The organism is Hymenobacter duratus (genome assembly GCF_014698995.1).
Taxonomy (GTDB): domain Bacteria; phylum Bacteroidota; class Bacteroidia; order Cytophagales; family Hymenobacteraceae; genus Hymenobacter; species Hymenobacter duratus.
Map to the genome: position 1 here is coordinate 59366 of NZ_JACWZZ010000007.1, position 15916 is coordinate 75281.

Here is a 15916-nt window from a genome sequence, read left to right on the forward strand (position 1 = left end):
GTCCTGCTGCGCCTGCTGGCGCAGGACGGCCAGGAGTATGCCCCACTGCTCTCCGCACTGCTGAGCTGGGTTGGCCATGAACAGACCCCAACACTCAAAGTGCTGCAGCAGGCGACCGGGAGTACGCCGACCAGGTGCCGTAAATGGCTGGAGGCGTGCCACACTGGTATGATCTTGCTGCTCGCCACGGATGCGCAGGCGCTGCAGGTGCAGCAGATCGAGCATGTGCTCTACCTGCACGGCAAGCGCAAATCCGCGGAGGTGCGGTGCCGACTGCCCGTTACGCCGCGCCTGCACGAGCACGTGGAGGTTGACCTGGTCTGGGCGGAATCCGGCGAGTCCAGTTTTTACGTCATCAGCATCACCCACGAGCTGCAACAGGACCGGCTACTGGTGCACGTGGCGCTGGTGCCAGGCTACTATGACCTGTATGTCGATATGCTGCGGCGGCGGGCCTACCTCGAGGAGGAGATAACGCTTCAAGAAGAGCAGCAATGGTCCCGCTTCGAGCTGGAGGAGCGCCTGCAGGAATTATATGGGACTAGCATGCAGCGCCACAGGGCAGTACTCGCCAAACCACACTAACCTGAGGTGGCCTAGATGGGCTTGTGTAAACACAAGCTGGCAACAGAACGTGACGCAGTAAATCTGCGGCCAGCTTCCTTTCCCGTGGACGACCGATGCCTAAGGCGGCGGCCAGGGCAAGCCGCTCATTGAGCGCAGGGTCTGCTTTGGCAGCATGGGTTACCCGTGGGTAGAGCGCTTCTATGGCCACCACCCACGTTTGACTTTCAGCATCGGGCCACACCTAGAATGGCTTGGCAAAGACATGTTGGTTGAGCAACGCGGCACTATGCGCCGTGGGCAGTCCTCGTACCTGCACGCCGGGCTGCATGGGGCAGACGACTGGCAGCCCTTGGGAGCCCCCCTGCAGCAATATGCTGGTCGGGCGGAAGTCTACGGACAGCTGTTTGCGTGGTCTTTGACGGACGCTGAGCCCGTACGCGATATTCGGGTGACCCCGGTCCTGAAGCCGGGTGCCACAAATATCCTGCGCTATCTGTGCCTTAATAAGGTATCGGCCTTACGCTGGAATTTTTACGTAAACCCGTGCAGCCAGAGGGGTGCATTCAGGAAAGAATTCCACTCGGGCAACTTACCCAACAACAGCACCCGGCGGCTTGCGTATTCAGTGGGACTTTGTTCCCTGACCAACAGCCACTGTATCTTTATGCAACATCCCATAACTCAACGCTGCCTAGCCGGTGCGGCTACCATCCTGCTGCTTGGCGTAGGTGCCGCCTGCAACCGCTCCAGCCAGGAGCAGCGCACTCAAGACAAGAAGGACCCGACCGGACAAACCGCAAATCCTTCTGACCGGCCCCCGCTTGAGACCCGGACCGCGAACGTGCCGGAACAAAGTCCGACTTTTCCGGAACAAACCCGGGCCCGGGGAATGCAATCGAGTTCAGCCTTTGAGGTGATGGTGCTGGCTAAGGGATTAAAAAAGCCTTGGGCCGTGGAACCGTTGCCCAACGGCGACTTGCTCATCACTGAAAAGCTAGGCACGCTGCGCATCGTGTCCGCCGCTGGGCAAGTAGGAGACCCGATTACGGGGATGCCAGCGGTGTACGCCACGGGGCAGGGCGGCCTGCTCGACGTGGCGCTTAGTCCCACCTTTAGCTCGGACCAGACGATTTATTGGTCATTTTCCGAGCCGCGGGGAGCTACGGGCAACGCCACCAGCGTGGCCAAAGGCGTGCTGTCCGCTGACCGCCGAAGCCTGAGCCAGGTGCGGGTCATCTTCCGGGCCCTGCCGGCGTACAACGGCGACAAACACTACGGTTCCCGCCTCGCGTTTGGGCCCGACGGCATGCTGTTCCTGAGCCTGGGAGAACGCTCGGACCTGGAAATCCGGCCCCAGGCCCAGCAGTTAGACAGCCACATGGGTAAAATCTTGCGTCTGACCCCCGATGGGCAACCGGCGGCGGGCAATCCCTTTGCCGGGCAGGCTGGCGCGCGGGCCGAAATCTGGACCGTGGGGCAGCGCAACGTGCAGTCCCTGGCCTTCGACGCGCAGGGGCAGCTCTGGTCCGTCGACATGGGTCCGCAAGGCGGCGACGAGCTCAACCGAATTGAAGGGGGCAAAAACTACGGGTGGCCGTTGGTCACCTTTGGCGAGGAATACTCGGGGGAGCCTGTTCCCGGCGCCGTAACAACCAAGCCCAATTACGTAGATCCGGTTTATTATTGGGACCCCGTCATCGCGCCGTCTGGAGCGCAGTTTTACACCGGCGACGCATTTCCGGCCTGGCGCGGCAACCTGTTTGTCGGCGCCCTCAAGGACCGGGAGTTGGTACGCCTGCAGATCGAGGGGGGGGCGCGTGACGGGAGAAGAGCGTCTGCTCACCGACCGCAAGCAACGTATCCGCGACGTGCGTCAAGGCCTGGATGGAGCGTTGTATGTCGTCACGGATGAGACCAACGGCGAATTGTGGAAGATTGCTCCCCGAGCGCCGCGTCAGTAGCGCCGCCTTACCCGGGCAATGGCTGCTGCCAGCCAGCCGCTCAGGGCTTTTTAGGTCTGGTCTTCCGTATTGAGTCCCGTTTACAATCCAGCTTCCGCATCGTTGGTGGGCCGGGACTTGGCTGGGCTGGCACCCATACTATTCAGGCAGGCGATGCTGCACCCTCCATTCGCTGGGGTTTGAGACGATACCAATAAGGTCCGATAAGGTTTACTTATCGTTCCTTATATTTAGGAAACGAAAATCGCCACTTTTCACTTCGCTACTCCTTTATTATATGGCTACCGAAAATCAGCTGCACGTCATTTTGTCTACGCCAGCCGTGCGGGTGCCCGCGCACTTGGTTGAATCTACCCAGCGCTATGTCGAGTCCGGCTTGCGCGGGGCGGCTAACACGGTGCGCGCCTACGCCGGGGATTGTAAGCGGTTCTCGGCTTGGTGTGTGTTGCACCAGTTGGAGTCACTGCCGGCGTCGGTTGAAGCCTTAGTTGGATTTCTGACGGAGCTGGCCGACTCTGGAAAAAAGTATGCGACGATTGAGCGGCACGCCGCGGCCATTGCCAAGGCGCATGAATTAGCGGGTGTGGAGTCGCCCACGGCCGACAAGAAAATCAAGGTACTGCTTAAGGGCATTGCCCGGGAGATTAAGACGCGGCAAAAGCAAGCGCCGGCGTTTTCATTGGGCAGCTTCAAGCATACCATCAAGAGTATCAACATCAGCGTGCCCGCTGGCCTGCGTAACCGGGCGTTGCTGCTGCTGGGTTTTACGGGGGCGTTTCGGCGCTCGGAGCTTGAGGCGTTAAACGTCGAGGACTTGGCCTTTGATAACGATGGCTTGGTAGTATCGCTGCAGCAGAGCAAAACTAACCAGTTGGGTCAGGCTGAAGAGAAAGCCATATTCTATTCCCCTGATTCTGCCTTATGTCCTATTCGCTCTCTGCAAGCTTGGCTGCGCTTACTCGGTCGCACTGAGGGACCGGTGTTTGTTTCACTGCGCAAGAACAATAAATTGACCAGTCGCCGTATGACCACGAAGTACACTAACCTAATCGTGCAACAATATCTAGGCTCTCAATACACGGCCCACTCCCTACGAGCCTCATTCGTGACCGTCTCCAAGCTTAACGGAGCCGATGACTCCAAAATCATGAACCAGACCAAGCACAAGACCAGTGCGATGATCCGGCGCTACACTCGCCTGGATAATGTGCGGCAGCATAACTCGGCTAAGGAACTTGGCTTATAATCTGCTGCTAGGATTTAGTAGGTAAGGTTCATCATAATCACTGTACAGAGTGAGCTTACGCCGATGAACATAATTACACGGATGCGATTATCACTCCACCTTCCGCCTATCTATTAGTGAGAAGGTGCCAAGGTATTAGGTCGCCTATCCCGCTCAGGACATCCCCTCTACCCACTAGAGTGAAGAAGCCGGCAGATTATCCGTGGCAGGTGTAGTATTGAAAAGTTCATTCAGCGTGGAACGGCCAATGGCACCGCAACCACGATGCGCACCGACACGGGCTGACCATGTATGCGCCCAGGATGCAGCCGGGGCAGCTTGCTAACGGCCTGCAATACCGCCGCCTCCGCCCGCGTATGAGCGCCGGTTTCGGGAATTTCCCCGTATTGAATCTGGGCTTGAAAAATCCCGCCATAGGGGCCGACGGTGAAGCCAACCGGAATCGTGTCCAAATGCTGTTCCGTAGGATCGAGTCTGGGTATAGCATGGCGGTGGAGCAACTGGGCCAGCTCGACATACGATGCACTTTGCTGAGGTCGGTATTCGGCTTTGCCGGTGAGGCTGGGCATCTGATCAGCAGTATAGTAGGGCTGAGTAGAATCCCGGCCCGTGTACGGGTAGTTCCGAGCAACTGCTTCTTGCTCGGCTAGGTGAGTACGGGCAAGGGCTTCCCGACGGGCCATGATCAGGGCTTGCTGATCCTCTGCGGATACTTGCGGGGGGGAAGGCGGTGATAAGTATGGGGCCCAGCCACCCACAGCGTAGATAAAATAAGCGAGTAGCTCAACTGGTGAGAGGCCCAGCAGTATGGCCATCATGCAGCGGAAGCATCGGTTGATGCAACTGATGATCAGTCCACAGACGCCTAAAAAAAGACTAAAGAAAAGAAGGAAGGAGGAACCCGATTGTATGCCGTCATTGCCTTTGGTGAACAACAGGAACTCGAGGACAAGGACGGCCAGAACAACGGCGCAACTTCCCAGCAGGCAGAGAACGAACAGCACCAGGCTGCTCATGGGCCGCGGCCGGGCAGGTGCTGAGTCAATTAGCCGGAACGCAGGATCAGACATCTATGGGATAAGTGAAATTTCCGGACAACGGGACTATTCTGCTTCAGTGGTACAAATCCTGCATGCTGGCCTACGAGTAGCCGAATGATAGGGTGCTCGCTGCCTAAACTAGCCAAGATATCATTGGATATTCCGTGCTGCTGAGCCGATATGTCCCTTAACCCAATGGAGTGGTCACGACGTTGGAGCTATTCCCGCTTAGCCTCGTGCATATGTTTTGATCCTGTGAGAGAAAGTATCGCCGGCGGAAGGGCCCTAAAATACCCAGATATGGGTATTTAGTCCAGGAACCGGCCTGCTCCACGCTCGCGGGCAAGACCTCCTATAATGGGAGTCTTTCTTATAGTGGGAAGCCAGGCCGTTCTCGTGCGCCTGCCGCACTGCTACCCTCGGGCTACCCAGCCTGCTGTCTAGTGTAGCGTGTTTTTGAGTATATGAGTATTTGAATAATCTTATCTGATCTTTTAAAATACAAGTCACAAATCAGGCGAAAAAGGACTTTGAGCAAAGATGGGTAATGTGCTGCTTTACGCATCCTTTACCGCTTATCTCCAACCCTTTACCGCTTTACTGTATGCGTACACTTTACCGCTTTTCCTTACCCCATGCCGTGCTCACAGCCTGCCTGTTAACGGCCGGCTTAGGAGCCCAGGCCCAGACGGCCGCTAAGGCCCCTGCGTCCACCCAGGGCACGCCGAATCCGGCGACCATTCCCGGTCCCCCCTGCACCGGCTGCTACCCGGAACCGCAGTTGCCCGTCTGCTCGTCCATTACCAACGGCGACTTTGAGAAGTACTCACAGCTGCCGACCAACACGACGACCAACAACATGGGCGGTGGCCACTATCACGAAGGCCAGCTGCCCACAACCTGCACCAACTGGGAAAGCCCAACGGAAGGACGGCCCATTTACATGCATACGGGCGTTACCAACCCGTTCATGAACCCTACTTCGCCCTACGCGCTGGTGGGTTCGGCAACCCCGCACAGCGGCGGCGGCCTGGTGCTGCTGCGCAACCAGTACCTGAGTGCGCACCCCACCTACGGCCAGGTGCGCGACTACATCAGCCAGGCAATTCCCACGCTGACGGCCGGGCGGCAGTATTACGCCGAGTGCTGGGCCACCATTCCCACGCCCAATCAGGGCTCGGGCGGCCAATCGGCCTGGATCAACTACGGCTTTGGCTTGAGCTTTACTAACGGCAACCCGGCTCCCTGCCCCAAGTGGGATGACATCTACTGCCAGTTCGAGTATGAGCTGCCCGCGGCCCCTACCTCCCGCGTGCTGGGCGGTCTGCAGATCGACCACCAGTGGACCCGGGTTAGTGGGGCCTTCACGGCGACCGGCAACGAGAACTTTCTGACTATCGGCCTCTTCAGCGGGGCCTCGCTCGCCCCGAATGCAACTACTGGCTACACCGGCCAACGGGTGAACGTTTTTGTCGATGACGTAGTCGTGTTTGAACTGCCGGGGGCGGTGCCGCAAAGCTGCCCCACTTCGGCTACGAGCGTGACGCTGCAGACGACCTCTCCCAGCGGCTGCCAGCTGCCGGGCATGACCTACACCTGGTACGGACCGAATGGCTACTACTCGCGCGGCCCTCTCAATCCGGTGGTCACCAACTACGTGCCAGGCACGTACACGCTCTTCATCCGGCTGCCCGACGGTACCGGCTCGACCTCGACTACCGTGGTGCCGACCGCTCCCTGCTTCATTGTCATGCCGACCGAGCCTAAGCAGGCCACGCGCATCGAAGCCTATCCCAACCCGGCTAACGACCTGCTCAACCTGGTGGTGAGCGGCAGCGAAACGGAGCAGGCGCAGGCCACGCTCTACGACGGGCAGGGTACGCCCGTGCAGGAGCTGACGCTGCAGCATGGCAAAGCACAAATGCCCACGCAGCATCTGCGCAACGGCATTTATTACCTGCGTGTGGTCACCAAACAAGGCAAGCGGACCGACCAGCAGATTTCTATCCAGCACTAATCCCTCCTTCCTTTCCGCACGAAAAAGCCCCGACCACCTGGTTGGGGCTTTTTTTATGAGCGCCCCCTAGTTATGCCGCCTGAGAGCTTGCCCCCAACATGTCTAGGGCGTAGCGAATACAGAATACGACCGGCCGCGCCCGGCCCGCTCGACTTCGGCAGGATGTTCGACCAGGTACCGATCGGCAATGAGATCCAACGGGCGCTAGGCGACTTACTAAAGCGCGGCTAAGCATGCTGGATACCCTGGTATAACTCCTGGATGTCTGCATGAAACGGCAGGTATGGCCACTGCGCTTTAAACCACGCCGCCCGGCTGACGGGTAGTCAACCGGGCGGCGTGGTTGTGCCTGGAATCAATTCTTACTCCACTCTCAAGCGGCCGGTTAGCCCCTGACTGCGCACGATGTACACGCCGGAAGGCAACTCAGCTGGCAGCGGCAGCACGGTGCGGCCCGATTGCTCCGCCGTCACCGTTAGGCGCACGCGACCTAGAGCGTCGATTACTTCGATGGTGGCGTGGGCCGCCACCCCGGTCACGGTGACACTGGCCCGCGTCGGATTGGGGTACAGTTGCAGCGAAGCGATTTTATCCAGCTGCACCACCTGGATGGGGGAAAGGTGGGCGCTTCCGTTCTGGTCCACCTGCCGCAGGCGATAGTAGAGTACCGATGCCAAGCTCGGATACTGGCTGTCTCCGTAGGAGTAGTCCGTAGGACGCGTAGTCGTGCCGTGCCCGGCCACCGTGCCGATGCGCTCAAACGTATGCCCATCGGTGCTGCGCTCCACTTCAAACCGGTCATTGTTCTTTTCCGAGGCTGTCCGCCACGCCAGTTCCACCGCTTGGCCGCGCTTGGTAGCCGTGAAGGCAGAAAGCTCTACCGGCAGCGGGGCAGCACTGCCGGTCAGGTAAAACTCCGAAAAATGGTCCTGCACCGCCAGTTGGGCCACAAACCACGCAACACCGTTGCCCGGAGTACTGGCGGCCGCTGTCAGGCTGCGGAACTGACCCGCCTGAAAGTCGTTATTTTCCAGCTGGCAGTCTTCGTTGGATCCGCTGTACTGGGTCGCGTAGAGCGTAGCGTAACCGACTGTGGGGTCGGCCGTCTGCAAGCGGGCCAGTTCACTGGTTAGCCCGAAAAAGCGCACGTTCATCGTCTGTCCGGGGAAGTCGCCGCCGCTTGCAACAAGCCGGAAGTTGCGGTCCAAATACTTACGGTTGCGGCTGTCCGCGCGTACCGGACTTGCTGAACCCGTTACCTGGTAGCTCACCGTTACCGTACCCAGGCTGGCCCGGGTATCCTGCAGGGCAGCCACCACCTGACCGTTGCTGGCCAGCAGGTAGTGCCACTTGCCGTCGCCCGTGGTGAGGTACGGCACCGTGGACGGGCAGGATGTAGTGACGGCCGCGTACAGGGCGAGGACGGTGAAGGTCGTGGGACTGGGGGCCGTAGCCGCACCCAGCGTAACTACCACCGGATTGGTACCTGGTAGCGCGCCCGCCGGTACGGTAGCCGTGATGGACGTCGAAGAGTTAATGACTACGTTGAGGGCATCGGCCCCGCCGATACTCACGCTGCAGCCGGGCATGAAGCCCGTGCCGCTGATAGTCAGGGGCATGCCCGGCAGCTCAGCGTTGGCGCTCAGCGCCGTAACCGTTAAGGGCTTGGGTTCATTGAACCGGACGCTCACCGTGCCATTGCCCGAATTGGCCGACAGCAGGTCCAGGTCGCCGTCGCCATCCACATCCCCCAGCGTGGCCTGCACCGGGCTGGTTCCTACGCTCAAGCTCGCCGAGACATCCGGCACCGTGAAGTTGCCGCTGCCATCATTCACCCTGACACTAACCGTGTTGTCGTTGTAGTTAGCCGTCAGCACGTCCAGGTCGCCGTCGCTGTCAACATCGCCCAACGCCACAGTACGAGGGCCTGAGCCCACGCTCAATTCAGCGTTGCTGCTGGGAGCTACGAAGTACCCCCTGCCGTTGTTCACGCGGAGGCTGACGGTGGTGCCCGTCGAATTGGCCGACAGCAGATCCAGGTCGCCGTCGCCGTCGATGTCCCCCAGGGTTACGCCGGAGGGAGTTGACCCCACGTATAGCTCCTGCCAGTACGCGAAGCCGCCCGTCCCGTTGTTTACCGACACGCGCACGGTGTTGCCACTGTAATAGCTCGATGCGCTGGTAAACAGGTCCAGGTCGCCGTCCCCATCGAAGTCCCCCAGGGCTATGGCGTGCGGATTCTGATTCACCATAATCTCGGCATTGGCCGCCGGATACGTGAAGCTGCCGCTGCCGTTGTTGAGGCGGACGCTGACCGTGTTGGAATAGTAGTTCGCCACGAGCAGATCCAGGTCACCATCGCCGTCGATGTCACCCAGAGTCAGGCCCCGGGAATACGTGCTCGTATAGACCTCAGCATTGGCAGACGGGGCCACAAAGTTGCCGCTGCCGTTGTTCAGACGGATGCTGACCATGCCGGTAGCCGAGCTGGCCGTGGCCAGGTCCAGGTCCCCATCCCCGTCTAAATCGCCTACGGCCAGATCCTGAGGGCTATACGTGACGCCGACAGTAGCCCCGGTCGTGGGCGCGGTGAACACGCCGCTCCCGTTGTTGAGGCGCACGACTACGGAGTTATTCGCCGTGCTGGTGGAAAGCAGATCCAGGTCCCCATCACCGTCTACGTCGGCCACGGCAACCGCGCCGGGGGTCGTCCCTACGGCAGGCTCGGCATTGGCCGCGGGCGTCTGAAACTTGCCGCCGCCCGAACCCGCTACGGCGGTGGTGAATTGGTACACCCGTTTGTTGGCCAGCAGACCGCCAGCATTCTGGATAGTACCGGCCAGGCTCACGCTTATTACTTCGCCCGGCTTGAAAGAGGCGTTCGGCCCACTGCCCGAACTCGCGAAGCTCAGGGCATTGCCATTCAAGCTTACCGTCCCGGCTTTGCGCCCCCCGGCTTGCGCCGAGAATACGTGCAGCACGTTGCCAGGAGCGGCGGTTATGGATTCGCTGAATGTCAGGCCGATGCGGGAGTTGAGCACCAGGGCCGTGCGGGTATTCACTGCCGGGCTATAGGTCACCGGGGAGAGCAGCGCCGTAAACAACGTGGTGCTGACCGGACCGGCATTGGTCGTGGCCGTAATGAGATTGGTTGGGCCTACGCCGATGGGCAGCACGAAGCTGATGGTTTTGTCGGTATTGGCCGTAATGAGGGTGCTTACGCCATTCACCACCAGGTTTGAAGCGCCACCCAACAAGTGGCTGCTCATAGTAACGGCTGTGCCCGCCACCCCGCTGGCCGGTGATACCCACCCGATGTGCGGCTTGGAGACATCAAGCGCACCCAGGAAGTTGACGGTGTAGTTAGCCGGACTGGTAATCCGGAGGTCGCTGAATCTCGCTTCCGGCAGTACCGAGCCGGCCACGTAGACATACGGCGCATTAAGCGCTACTGCCGCGCCCGTATCGGTGCCATTGCCTCCTCCTACGGTAGTCCACTCACAGGTAGCCGAGCTGGTATTATCGGTGTAGCTGGCGACCACAACGTCGCTGCTGTACTTATTGGTGCCGAGTACCGGCGTTCCACCAAAACGCGGAGGGGTATCCGTCCCGGTAACGGTGCCCGTCACGTACACGGTGGTCCCGGTCACGGCAATGCCCAGCCCCTTATCAAAGTTATCACTTCCTCCAGCCTCGGCCCAGTTGAAGGCAGCACTGCTGCCGGTATCCGTGTAACGCGCTACCAGCAGATCGGTGTAATAGGGATTGGTGCCGAAGCCCGAGCGAGCAACCCCGCCAAACCGAACGGCGTTGGCATCCGTGGCATTATTGCTGAAAAAGCCGGTGATATAGACTGCGTCATTGGCAACGGCAATGCCCATGCCTTCATCCGCCCCGACTCCCCCTCCGCTAGTAACCCAGGCCAGCGTGGCGCCGGTAGTATTATCCGTGTAGCGAGCCAGCACCACGTCCGCGCTGGCCGTGGCGCTGGCGCCGGCTACGGCCATACCGCTGAAGCGTACGGCGTTGGCATCGGCCAGGGTATTAGTGATGCTGCCCGTGATGTACACTAAATTATTAGCTACCGCAATGCTGTTGCCCGCATCAGCGCCGGTGCCTCCTCCGGTCCGGGCCCAGGCTAGCGTGGCACTAGTGGTGTTATCCGTATAACGGGCCAGCACCACATCCGGGCTGGCCGTGGCGCTGGCGCCGGCCAAGGCCGTACCGCTGAAGCGCACCGCGTTAGCATCGGCCAGGTTGTTGGTGATGCTGCCCGTGAGGTAGACCGCGCTGCCGTTGACGGCAATTGCCGTGGCTTTGTCGACGCCAGATCCGCCGCCGGTACGGGCCCAGTTGAAAGCAGCACTGCTCCCGTTGTCGGTGTAGCGGGCAAGCAGCAGATCGTCGCTGAGGGTCGGGCTGGCCCCGGCCACGGCCGTTGTGCCGAACCGTACCGCGTTGACGTCAGTAGTGCTATTGCTTACAGTCCCGGAGACGTACACCGCGTTGCCGTTCACCGCAATACCGGTGCCGCCATCGGTGCCGGCCCCACCACCGGCTACGGCCCAGGCCCACGTGCTGCTGCTGGGCACCCATTTGGCCACAAACAGGTCGTTGTCGCCTGCGCTGCCTAGTGTGGTGCTGCCAAAAGTCACTTCGCCTTTGAACGTACCGGTCACAAACACTTCCCCGCTGGCATTTACGGCCGTAGCCGTAATGCTGCTGGTGCCGCCGTGGCTGCTGGTCTTGGCTGTCTGCCAGGTGGCGGAGCTGGTAGCATCGGTCAGGGTGGCTGCCACGGCCCGGTTGGTACCGGTGGTGCCGCCCAGCACGGGGGAGCCGGCAGCCGTCCCGAACGTTGCCGCCGGGCTGGCCGCGTAGCCGCCGACGTAGAGCGTGGTTCCGCTCACGGCAATGCCGCCGCCCTCATCCGAGCCGCTGCCCCCTCCCGTGCGGGCCCAGCTGAACGTGCCGTTGCTGGCATAGCGAGCAACCAGCATATCATTGCTGGCCGTCGCGCTAGTGCCCGCCACAGCGTTGCCCCCGAAGCGTACCGCATTGGCGTCAGCAGCCGTGTTAAAGGAGTAACCTGTAACATACGCGGCGGTGCTGTTGGCAGCAACGCGCAGTCCCCGGTCTTCCCCGGAGCCGCCACCGGCGCGGGCCCAGCTAAAGACCCCGGCATCGGTGTAGCGGGCCAGCAGCACATCCGTGCTGAGCGTGGTGCTGGCACCGGCCACGGCCACCGTGCCGCCAAACCGCACGGCGGTAGCGTCGGCCGTAGTGTTGGTAATCGTACCTGTCACGTACACACTCGTCCCGTTCACGGCAATGCCCAGTCCGATATCCTCACTGGTTCCCCCCCCTACCCGGGCCCAACCGAAAACCCCGGCCGTCGTGTAGCGCGCCACCAGCAGATCCGACGAGTAGGTGGAAGTGCTGCCCGGTACTGCTGTCGTGCCGAAACGCACCACATTGGCATCGGCGGCATTATTGTAGACCGAACCCGTGATGTACACGTAGCTGCCGCTCACTGCCACGTCCTGGCCCTGGTCGTAGCTTTTACCACCTGCCGTTTGCGTCCACGCGTTGGTGGCGCCGGTACCGGTATCGTCATAGCGCTGCAACACGATATTGGATTGGCCGCCCGAGTAGTAATCGGTATGACATCCTCTAAAGGCCTGACAGTGCTCGGACGAGGAAGAGTAGGGCAGCGTCTGGCTGCCGACCACGTAAATAGCGCTGCCGTCCACGGCAAGGCCTTTGGTTTGGTCCATGACCGAACTGCTTTGCGCCCAGCTCAGGGTCGCGGAATTGCCCGCATCGGTATAGCGGAGCAGCACCATATTGCCATACAGGTAGTTGGTACCCGAAAAACTGGAGTGCGTCGAGCCGCTGTAGTACGAGGTAGAGTAGCCTGCCAGGCTAATGCTGCCAAAGCGCACCGTTGGCATGCTTGGCACGGATGACCCATAGCCACTACTGTAGTAGTAGCTGAAGTCATTCATGGTCCCGGTCACGTACACATTGCTGCCGCTTACGGCAATGTCACGTGCTCTATCGTCGGCGGAGCCGCCGCCGCTGTAGGCCCAGGCCCAGGTGTTGGTGGAAGGCACCCACTTGGCCACAAAGACATCCAAGCCGCCGGCGCTGGTGAGCGTAGTGCTGCCAAACACCACTTTATTGCTGAAATAGCCCGTTACAAACACGTTGCCACTGGCATCGGTTGCCGTTCCGGTAACGGTGCTGGAACCAGTGCCGGGCGCCTGCGTAGCGCTGCCCGCCTGCGCCATTTGCCACCCCGGGCCTTGCGCCAGAGCCGGCTGGAGGGCTAGCAGCAGTGCCATTAGGCAGAGCAGTAAGCGGGCAGGCCGGTAGACATAGCGTAGCCGGGCGGCCCTGCAGGTCGTCAAAAAGTAAAGGTGTGTCACTTGATATCGAGGCGGTTACCTCACGTTAGGTTATTGGACTACTCGTGGGTAGCCGCTTAGGAAGAATGCGCTCCTGACGCAACCCACAAAAATACCCGTGCAATAGCACCGCAGACAATACCTAATAGTGGGTATTCTTCATATCGTATTGGAATAAGTGCAATGCATTCACCAGGCACAAAGCCGGCAGTATAGGCGGTCCGCCAATTTACTTTTCTATCCGGGCAACCTTCCCTGCTGTTCCCGCATCTACCCGGCTGAGCCTCACTCCTCTTTTTGGCTTCACGTGAAACCGCCGCAGGCTGCCCCTTGCGCGCGCCACACTAACCCTGAAGCAGCTGCGCTGAACTTATCTACCGTGCCTTCCTCATGACTCTACCCCTACTGCACACCTCACCGCAGACGATTGCCCGCCTTGGTGGGGCCTTATACCTGGCAATTATCGTATTCGGCGCTTTCTCAGAAGGGTTCGTTATGAGCAAGCTGTTGGTTGCAGGCGATGCGACGGCAACTGCGCGCAATATCCTGGCGTCGCCGGGGCTGTGGCAATGCGCCGTGGTGCTCAACGTGCTGCTCGTGTTGTGCGCCGTGCCCCTGCAGTGGATTGAGTACCTGCTGCTGCGGCCCGTTAACCATCGTCTCGTGCTGCTGGCTCTGGTCCTGAACCTGGTGTCGCTGTCGGTCGAGTCGGTGAGCAAAGTGTTTATGCTCCTCGTGTTGCCGACGCTGGAAAACACGCAGTACGTGCAAACCCTGGGCACGCAGCAGGTGGCCCTGCTGGGCCACCTGCTGCTGAAAGCGCACGGTGTGGCGTTCAATGTGGCCTTGTTGTTTTTCGGCCTCACCTGCTTGGTGAACGGCTACCTGATTTTCAAGTCGGGCTACCTGCCCAAAGTACTAGGGGTGGGAATGCAAGCGGCGGGCGCGAGCTATTTGGTGAGTTGCTTGGCGGCGCTGTTTGCCCCGGCCCTGGCAAAGGTGCTCCTCCCGGCTCTGTTACTGCTGCCGTTCATCGGCGAATTGTCCTTGTGCCTGTGGCTGCTGATCAAGGGAGTGAACATGGCAAACTGGCCCACCCGCGCAGCGCAGCCCCTTCAGCAAAGTGCCGTGCCTGTACTGACAGGGGCGGAATGATGCTCTAAGACGGAGCCTTTGCGGCCTTACTGCTTAAGCCGTTTTCGCACTACACATCCAAGCCCGCCGTGAAGACCGGGCAGTAGAATGCATGCCGGCAAGAAGCTAGGCAGGATAGATAATTACCTCGCAGCCATCAGACAAGCTTATGCTGCGTAGCCCCATGCTTCAGCGCACAGCATATACGCGCTGGATGCGCCGGTTTTGCCCGAGCTGGGTGGCCAGCATGGTGGAACTGCTGGGATCCTGCAGCACCTGGGCCAGGGTGGCGTTGAGCAGCCGGGCGGTGCGGCGGCACAACGGGGTGCCCGGGCTGAGGTTCAGGCAAAGATTGTCGAGGCGCTCTTCGCGCACGAGCTGGTCCTGCGCGTTGTAGAAGCGCACGAGGGTGTAGTCGCGGGTAGTGAGGTTAGTTTCCAGGTTCCAGTAGCCGCTTTGCGGGGCTCGCTGGGCGTGGACCAGGGCCGGCAGCAGCAGGCGAAGCAGGCGGCAAGAAGAGACGTTTTCATGGCGTTGGGGTAAACTACGGGTGAAATCAGGGGTCGGGGTCAGCCGCTACCTGCACTAAAGATGGCCCGCTCAAGCAGCCCGCGCTGGCCTATTCGTCCGGCGACGCCCGCGCCGGGAAATACGGTAGCCGTTGGTCGATGAACTGCTGATTCGACCGTTAGTCGATGAAGCCTTGTTGTTGGTCTATAAATCAGATCACCAGCAGCTTACCGCCGCCTAAATCGGTATATTCATGTGGGCTCAACGCACCCGGTGGATATGGCTCAGGCACTACAACAGACGCTGCGGCAAGGGCTGCGGGAGATAGAGGAGCGGCCCGGCCTGCGCCACGGGCTGTTCTGGCTGGCTATTGGGCTGCTGGAGACGGTACTGCTGTATTACCATTGTGCGTTCGTCGACCACCTGGGGCTGGCCCTGCTGTTTGCCCTGCTGGTGGTGCTGGGCACGTTCGCGCCGGCCACCTACGCGCTGCTTTACGGGGTGCTGCCTGAGCTCTGGGCCGAGCAGCCCCGGCACGGCCGCCTGCTGGGCCGGGCGCTGGGCTGGCTGGGCGCAGCGGCGCTGCTGTCCTACGCCGGGTGGCACTGGGGGCTGCTGCCCCTGCGGACGGCCATGGCGGCCGGCCCCCCGGATAATCGGATGGCGCTGTCGTCGGCGCTGCACCTGCCCCTGCTGCTGACGGCCGGGGCCGCCGCCGGGCTGTGGGGATACCGCCGGTGGCGCCGCAAGGAGCTGGCCAATGAGCAGCTCCAGCGGGAAAACTACCAGGCGGAGCTGCAGCTGCTGCAAGCCCAGATTCACCCGCATTTTCTCTTCAACACCCTCAACAACCTCTACGCCCTCACGCTCCGGCAGTCGGAGGAGGCGCCACGGGTAGTGGAGCGGCTGCGGGGGGTGCTGCATTTTGTGATGGAGCATCGGATGGCGCTGTCGTCGGCGCTGCACCTGCCCCTGCTGCTGACGGCCGGGGCCGCCGCCGGGCTGTGGGGATACCGCCGGTGGCGCCGCAA

General features: G+C 60.8%; 8 protein-coding genes and 1 pseudogene. 6 read left to right on the forward strand and 3 right to left on the reverse strand.

What is annotated here, in order from left to right:
• The first annotated feature begins 168 nt into the window (after nucleotides 1–168).
• From IC231_RS19905 to IC231_RS19915, 3 genes and pseudogenes are all read left to right on the forward strand, one after another.
• The gene (locus IC231_RS19905) at nucleotides 169–585 is read left to right on the forward strand and encodes a hypothetical protein (protein ID WP_190786218.1); all 417 of its coding nucleotides are present in this window, start codon (nucleotides 169–171) and stop codon (nucleotides 583–585) included.
• Nucleotides 586–1483: 898 nt separating this feature from the next.
• Nucleotides 1484–2528: pseudogene (locus IC231_RS19910) on the forward strand (PQQ-dependent sugar dehydrogenase).
• A 277-nt stretch (nucleotides 2529–2805) separates the two neighbouring features.
• The gene (locus IC231_RS19915) at nucleotides 2806–3774 is read left to right on the forward strand and encodes a site-specific integrase (protein WP_190786219.1); all 969 of its coding nucleotides are present in this window, start codon (nucleotides 2806–2808) and stop codon (nucleotides 3772–3774) included.
• Nucleotides 3775–4004: 230 nt separating this feature from the next.
• On the opposite strand, the gene IC231_RS19920 is transcribed toward IC231_RS19915, so the two are convergent.
• Nucleotides 4005–4790 (reverse strand): hypothetical protein, encoded by a 786-nt coding sequence (locus IC231_RS19920; protein ID WP_190786220.1) that lies wholly within the window; start codon nucleotides 4788–4790, stop codon nucleotides 4005–4007.
• 628 nt (nucleotides 4791–5418) lie between these two features.
• Between IC231_RS19920 and IC231_RS19925 the strand changes: the two genes are divergently transcribed.
• A complete protein-coding gene (locus IC231_RS19925; protein ID WP_190786221.1) occupies nucleotides 5419–6831 on the forward strand; it encodes a T9SS type A sorting domain-containing protein in 1413 nt (470 codons plus the stop codon).
• Nucleotides 6832–7193: 362 nt separating this feature from the next.
• On the opposite strand, the gene IC231_RS19930 is transcribed toward IC231_RS19925, so the two are convergent.
• Nucleotides 7194–13178, reverse strand: coding sequence for an FG-GAP-like repeat-containing protein (locus IC231_RS19930; RefSeq protein WP_190786222.1), 5985 nt, complete (start codon nucleotides 13176–13178; stop codon nucleotides 7194–7196).
• 453 nt (nucleotides 13179–13631) lie between these two features.
• Here IC231_RS19930 and IC231_RS19935 point away from each other — a divergent pair, with 453 nt between their 5' ends.
• Complete coding sequence (locus IC231_RS19935) at nucleotides 13632–14396, forward strand: DUF4386 domain-containing protein (protein WP_190786223.1); 765 nt, start codon at nucleotides 13632–13634, stop codon at nucleotides 14394–14396.
• A gap of 168 nt (nucleotides 14397–14564) precedes the next feature.
• On the opposite strand, the gene IC231_RS19940 is transcribed toward IC231_RS19935, so the two are convergent.
• Complete coding sequence (locus IC231_RS19940) at nucleotides 14565–14780, reverse strand: hypothetical protein (protein WP_190786224.1); 216 nt, start codon at nucleotides 14778–14780, stop codon at nucleotides 14565–14567.
• Between the two features lie 384 nt (nucleotides 14781–15164).
• Here IC231_RS19940 and IC231_RS20275 point away from each other — a divergent pair.
• The coding region (locus IC231_RS20275) for a histidine kinase (protein ID WP_190786225.1) at nucleotides 15165–15916 on the forward strand (752 nt) is incomplete at its 3' end.

Excerpts from the sequence above, each read along its gene's own strand:
- IC231_RS19905 (WP_190786218.1), top strand. The coding sequence starts at position 169 with ATGATCTTGCTGCTCGCCACGGATGCGCAGGCGCTGCAGGTGCAGCAG.
- IC231_RS19915 (WP_190786219.1), top strand. The coding sequence starts at position 2,806 with ATGGCTACCGAAAATCAGCTGCACGTCATTTTGTCTACGCCAGCCGTG.
- IC231_RS19920 (WP_190786220.1), bottom strand. The coding sequence starts at position 4,790 with ATGAGCAGCCTGGTGCTGTTCGTTCTCTGCCTGCTGGGAAGTTGCGCC.
- IC231_RS19925 (WP_190786221.1), top strand. The coding sequence starts at position 5,419 with ATGCGTACACTTTACCGCTTTTCCTTACCCCATGCCGTGCTCACAGCC.
- IC231_RS19930 (WP_190786222.1), bottom strand. The coding sequence starts at position 13,178 with ATGGCACTGCTGCTAGCCCTCCAGCCGGCTCTGGCGCAAGGCCCGGGG.
- IC231_RS19935 (WP_190786223.1), top strand. The coding sequence starts at position 13,632 with ATGACTCTACCCCTACTGCACACCTCACCGCAGACGATTGCCCGCCTT.